The organism is Streptococcus sp. HMSC065H07 (genome assembly GCF_001837325.1).
GTDB classification, from domain to species: Bacteria; Bacillota; Bacilli; order Lactobacillales; family Streptococcaceae; genus Streptococcus; species Streptococcus salivarius_H.
Genome location: NZ_KV832010.1, coordinates 21,738 through 27,737, shown reverse-complemented (window position 1 = coordinate 27,737; position 6,000 = coordinate 21,738). Strand labels below are relative to the sequence as shown.

The window sequence follows — 6,000 nt, the reverse complement described above, 5'->3', positions numbered from 1 at the left end:
TTACTGAGGTTAAATAAGGTTTCAATACGAATCAATACAAAAGAAAAACGCTGATTTCAAGCGTTTTTTCTTTTTGCAAAATGCAGTATACTGCACTGTATTTCAATTCAAACTCTACCTTTTACTCTACCTTTTTTTAATTAAAGGTGATGTCTCCTTATTCATTATATAACATCAATAAACAAGTCTTCCCATTGAGTAATAGATGCTGGAAGAATCGACTTATTGTTCTTATAGAAATCCAATAAGTCTTTATCTCTTATCCGAACTACATTCTTAAGCTGATCTAGATTAATTACTAGTGGTGCATATAGATAGACTATATATCCTTTCTCAACATATTGTTTAAACTCTAATGCATCAAGTTCTTTTGCTTTTCTCCCCTTCACTTGAACTACTGCTTTTCTAGGGTTATCAACATCCCTCGAAATCATTTCACACTCGATCTTAATAGTAGTAGATTTATTTGCAATTGAATTGGATAGAACATAGTAGTTTTCTTTTATTTGGAGATAGGAAATAACAAGTTCCTCTAAATCAAAATCTGGTAAATTATCTAGAAGACTGCCCTCAAATGGAATAACCTTATAAAATTCACTCTTTGACATCTGATTGAAAATCTTCTTTGAGTATTCTATTATTATTTCATCATGAATTCTTTCAACTGTTCCTCCTCGAGGTCTATTGAAAGAAGATTTGATTTGACCTGGAACTTGCATTCCAATATTATAAGCCTCTACAGGTATGATTGCTCCAATATCCAAGTACTCATCACATACTACCTCAACTTGTGACCTTACCCTACAAATCCAATAATTTCCATTTAAGTCTCGTGTCCAAAATAGATCATCAGCCTTTGTATCTCTAAAAACATTTATTGCAGAGTTTGCTCTACCTCTCTCTTCTTTTATTCGATTGTAGTATCCTTGAAAATCATCTTTTTTAATATCACTACTTAATCTACTCCAGCCAAGTGCTAGATACTGTTTAGAACCATTTAAACAAAAATCAATTAATTCTTTTCTAACATTATCATTGTTTCTCTTTAAATGTATTCTAGCCACGTAGGCCATTTCACTGTCCATCTTTTCCCTTTAAAATAATCTCCTGAGCCTCTTTATATAAATAATAATAACTAGTACGACTTATCTCTGATTCATCTATTAATCCAATAAGAAAATCAATATCTTCACTTGCTTCTTGGCTTAGTTTAGACTTTACTTCAACCAAATTCTTGCGAAGTTTTACAAACAGTCGACCAAATATTTCAGCTTCTTCTTTCTCTTTTTTTTCTTTTTCTCTTTGTTTCTTTATTACTTCATTTTTAGTAGCCATCGACTGTAATTTGTCATAATTTATCTCACCATCTTCGAATTTATTCCTCACAGATTCCATAAATTTAGGTGAAATACGAGTTCGATTATATGCTTCTTTCACTAATCCAGTGATATCCATCCACTGAGGGATTTCTGTAGACTCGTTAAAAATTTTGACCTCATGGTTAGTAACAACTAGTTTCTGTTCTTCATCAACATAGTGTCCCTGTTCTTTATGGTTTTCTATATCAGCAAGGTATTTCTTCACTCTCCATTGTTTTACAATTCTCTTACCTTCGCTAGATAATCCGTAAGAATGTACATATTGATATAACCAATCAGGGAAATCGTCATCTCCTATTGTCCATCTATCTTTTTCGTGATGGGTTGTCGTATTTCTTAATTCACGATCTGGATACTTAACATTATTATAAACATATTTAATAATTTCATCCCTCTCCTGAACATACTCATTCCAATATTTACTGTACTTAGCGTAGGGTGCGAATTTTTTTGTTCTGTATATAACAGTACCCATAATTGTAAACTCCTTTAGAAACTCTCTAACTACTATTTCTTATTACGGCAAAACTAGAAAATACACAAATGAAATGTCTCACTTATTGTTATTAGTATTTTTTAGAACGAAATCGCATAAACACAAAAAGCATCTCGTATAATAAATTCGAAATGCCTTGAATATTTTATTTAGCCAACTATTTGGCTCAGTAAAATATTTAAAGTATTTTTCATTCTAAGAATCATTGTAGTGAAGATGATTTCTTAATTCTGTAATCTCTTTGTTTCTATATTACTATTTTTTTCATCAAAATTATTTTCAAAAAACCATTTATATGCTCTTTCTGCAATAATTTTTGTTTCTAAATAGTCTAAACCGCCACCGACTACAGCTCCTACACCTGGAACTAATTTCCCTAAATTAACAATCCCTTTATTTCCAAATTTAGTAATTAATCTGAAACCGATTTTCTTATTAATCGAAATAAGTACTTTCCCAGGGATTTTCTCCACCATCTTTATTGCTACTTTTTCTCCTAGCTTAATTCCAGCCTTCTTTAATATCTGATTGACTGCAACACCAGCTAAACAAGCATAAACTAATGTCTGGGTTTGATCGCTTTTTAAATCATACCCAGCCATATATGCACAACAAGCTATCATACGCATCTGCACATATAACACATTCGCAATATTGGCAGGTACTGCAACTGGCAAAGTAATAATACCTCCTAATCCACTAACAACTCCTGACGTGGTACATTTTATCATTTGTTTGTTTAACATTTCTTTGCAAGCTTTTTCTTTGGAATCATATTTACTTAAATAATCATCTGCAAAACTATCGATTGGCTTACTAATCATAGGAACGCCATTTAATATTTTTTTATAAGAATCATCTAGAAAATTCATGATATCTTGCTGTGAGACACTGGCTTTACTTACCATAATTTTAATCCTCAGTATAAATTCTAAATTTTTTATATTTTCGAATATTGTACCACTTTTAAGATATTTTTTCTATCCTTGTAAAAATATCTTAAAAGTATGTTTCACTCGACTTTTCTCTTATAGAGATACATTTATATTAAATATGATAAAATATTCTTCGTTAGAGGGGTTATAAAATAAAAAACTGTTATTCTGTTTCTATTTCTAAGAAGCTCTATTATTTTAGTTGCTTGCCATTCTTCACAAATCAAGTCTCTAGATGGTGAATATTAAAAGAAGATAAATGTATTATAGGCATGGTTAAGCTGAAAATTTTACAGGTAATAGAAAAAATAGTACATTTAACTTATCAGGTACTAATGTTACAAATCCAACTATCAACATTATTAAGAGGAGTATAATATAGTATGCCTCTTCAAGAGCAAATTATTTTTTTAGTAATTATACATATTTAGATTATTACATCATTCAATTTTTAGTTATCCAATAATTCTTTTCTTATTTAAAATACTAAGTTTCCAAAAAAGAGATATTTCTTAGAAAGAAAACTAAAAAATTGATATAATTAGCTATATTATAAACTAATCAAAGGAATTTCTTCTATGACTACATCAATAAATGTTGACAAAAGAAGCGTCAAACAACTATTAGAGACTGGAAAGAATAAAAGATTTATTATTCCTGAATATCAACGACCATATGCTTGGTCAGACGAACAAATCCAAGTTTTATTCGATGATCTAACTGAATACACACTCAATACAACAGAAGATGAAAATAATACTTACTTTCTTGGCACAATAGTTTCATATGAAAATGATAATAAAGAACAGGAAATAATCGATGGGCAACAGCGTATTACAAGCCTGTTTTTGCTGTTGAGAGCTATCTATACTAAATTAGAAAGTGGCGGTCCTGAGACTAATTTCTTGAAAAGTCAAATCGAACCAACAATTTGGAAACAGAATCCAACTACAGGGGTAGTTAACTTTAATGAAATCCTTATTAGTTCCCGAGTTATGGGAGAGGAAGGAAATCAAGAATTTGCTAATATACTAGTCTCTGGAAAAGCAGATGAAAAATCAAATAGTAACTATGCTAAAAATTATAGATTGCTCCAGCAACTTGTTAATGAATATGCTGTAGATAATCCATTGTCCTTTTATAACTTCATCAGTAATATATTAAATCAAGCTATTCTTCTTCCTATTACAGCCGATAGTCAAGAAACAGCACTAACTATTTTTTCAACTCTAAACGATAGAGGACTAGCATTATCAGATGCCGATATTTTTAAAGCAAAAATTTATAATCACTTGAATTCAGATGAAAAAAAGGAATTTATAGAACTCTGGCAAGAACTAGATGAACAAGCTACAAATGCTGGGGAAAGTATTCAAAAGTTGTTTTACTACTATATGTTTTACTTGAGAGCAAATGAAAACGATCGCAAGACAACCACTCCTGGTATTAGAAAATATTATGCAAAAAATAATTTCGAAAAACTGTACTCACAAGATTTAATGCAAAATTTAAATGCTATTTTAAATTTGTGGATTGTGATAAATAATAGAGTCTTACTAGAAAATGAAAAATGGTCCGAAAATATTGAAATAAAACAAACTTTGGATACTTTGACCTCTTATCCTAATGAGTTTTGGAAATATCCTGTTGTCATCTATTACTTACACTATCATTACAAAGATACATTTGAAGATGACTTTCTTATTTTTTTAAAAAGATTATTAGCAGTTCTATCGGCAAAATACATCATAACACCTACAATTAATGCCGTTAAAACTGGAATCTTGAATTTAAATGCAGAAATAATTAACTCAGCACAACCCAAATTCAATTTCGGCCAAATTGATGAGAAAGAATTGTCAGATAAAATTAAAACTGCGCATCGTAATACAGTAAGGATGATATTAAAGATCATAGCTTATCAACATCAATCAGAATTACTACCGGAAAAATGGGAGATTGAGCATATTCTTCCTCAAAAATGGCAATCAAGTTATTTCCCAACGAATTCCGAATCTGAAGTGAAAGAATTAGTTGAACATATTGGAAATAAAATTCCCTTTGAAAAGAAGCTCAATATTATCGCAAGCAACGGATACTTTGCTAAGAAAAAAGAAAGCTACAGGAAATCCAAAGTTGGTATATTACTCGATCTTACTCAAAATAACAACAATTGGGGACTTGATGAAATTAGAGAACGTGATATTCGTATTTCAGATGAATTAGTTGAAATACTGAAAGACTGGGGCCTGAACCAATCTGAAGCTAATATTGAAGAATTATTAACATTTATCCCGGAAGAACGACTTTCAGACTATCTTGATTTTATAAAGATTTTCAAAATGGAAGATACAAAAGAATCAAGAGAAAAATTTTTGAATATATAGAAATTTAACAAAACACTTTAGCTGATAACACATATTTTGTTACTACCAACTAAAGTGGTTTTTTCTGTTTAGTAACAATTATGGATACGTTTATCTATTTGTATCGTCCCCATCATTTAATAAGTTTCCGAAAAATAACTATTTTCTCGAAAGAAAGGTTTCTGTTACAATAAAAATGACGTATTTATTCTGTAACATATATTTGATAAAATGCAGTAAAGTAAGGAGGTAATTGAAATGAAGAAAATTACTAGTATCATACTATAACTGATCTCTACTATAACTTTAGTTTCTTGTACTTCCAAGTCACTTAATTCAATTAACGGTGACTATTATTGGATTTCAAGCGAGCGAAATGAATTAGCCTTTACAATAAAGGGAGATAAAGGTACTACAGAGCATGGTGAAGATGATAATTTTACAATCAACAAAGAAAATAGTACATTAGATCTCACAGGTAGCAATACTTCTGATTCAACAATCAAGTATAAATACAAAGATGGCATGTTTACTGTGAACGTGACAGGTGTTGAGCGTCAGTATTATCAAAAAGGTACCAAATCACATAAACAGGCCTTACAGAAAAATAGCTATAACAAGTAAATTCTGATTCATTTTATTGTTACTGAAAGTAAGTATTCAATATGAATTAATACATAATAAAAACGCTGATTTCAAGCGTTTTTTCTTTTTGTCAAATGCAGTATATTACACTGTATTTCAATTCAAACTCTACCTTTTTTGTAAAATCTGATCGGATAAGTGGAATTGAAACTGGAAAAATTCCTAAATAATCAGTTAAC

The 6,000-nt window shown here is 30.1% G+C and carries 4 protein-coding genes; 1 reads left to right on the top strand and 3 read right to left on the bottom strand.

Going from position 1 to position 6,000, the window contains the following annotated elements; genetic code table 11:
- Positions 1 to 164: 164 nt before the first annotated feature.
- From HMPREF2637_RS11420 to HMPREF2637_RS00130, 3 genes are all read right to left on the bottom strand, one after another.
- Entirely contained in the window at positions 165 to 1,085 is a 921-nt protein-coding gene (locus HMPREF2637_RS11420; RefSeq protein ID WP_256315550.1) for a ribonuclease D, read from the bottom strand.
- Complete coding sequence (locus HMPREF2637_RS00135) at positions 1,075 to 1,854, bottom strand: hypothetical protein (protein ID WP_070838878.1); 780 nt, start codon at positions 1,852 to 1,854, stop codon at positions 1,075 to 1,077. Before HMPREF2637_RS00135 ends, HMPREF2637_RS11420 begins: the two co-directional genes overlap by 11 nt.
- 245 nt (positions 1,855 to 2,099) lie before the next feature.
- Positions 2,100 to 2,783 (bottom strand): EcsC family protein, encoded by a 684-nt coding sequence (locus tag HMPREF2637_RS00130; RefSeq protein WP_070838877.1) that lies wholly within the window; start codon positions 2,781 to 2,783, stop codon positions 2,100 to 2,102.
- Between the two features lie 605 nt (positions 2,784 to 3,388).
- On the opposite strand from HMPREF2637_RS00130, the gene HMPREF2637_RS00125 reads away from it, so the two are divergent.
- Complete coding sequence (locus tag HMPREF2637_RS00125) at positions 3,389 to 5,197, top strand: DUF262 domain-containing protein (RefSeq protein ID WP_070838876.1); 1,809 nt, start codon at positions 3,389 to 3,391, stop codon at positions 5,195 to 5,197.
- The last annotated feature ends 803 nt before the right edge of the window (positions 5,198 to 6,000 follow it).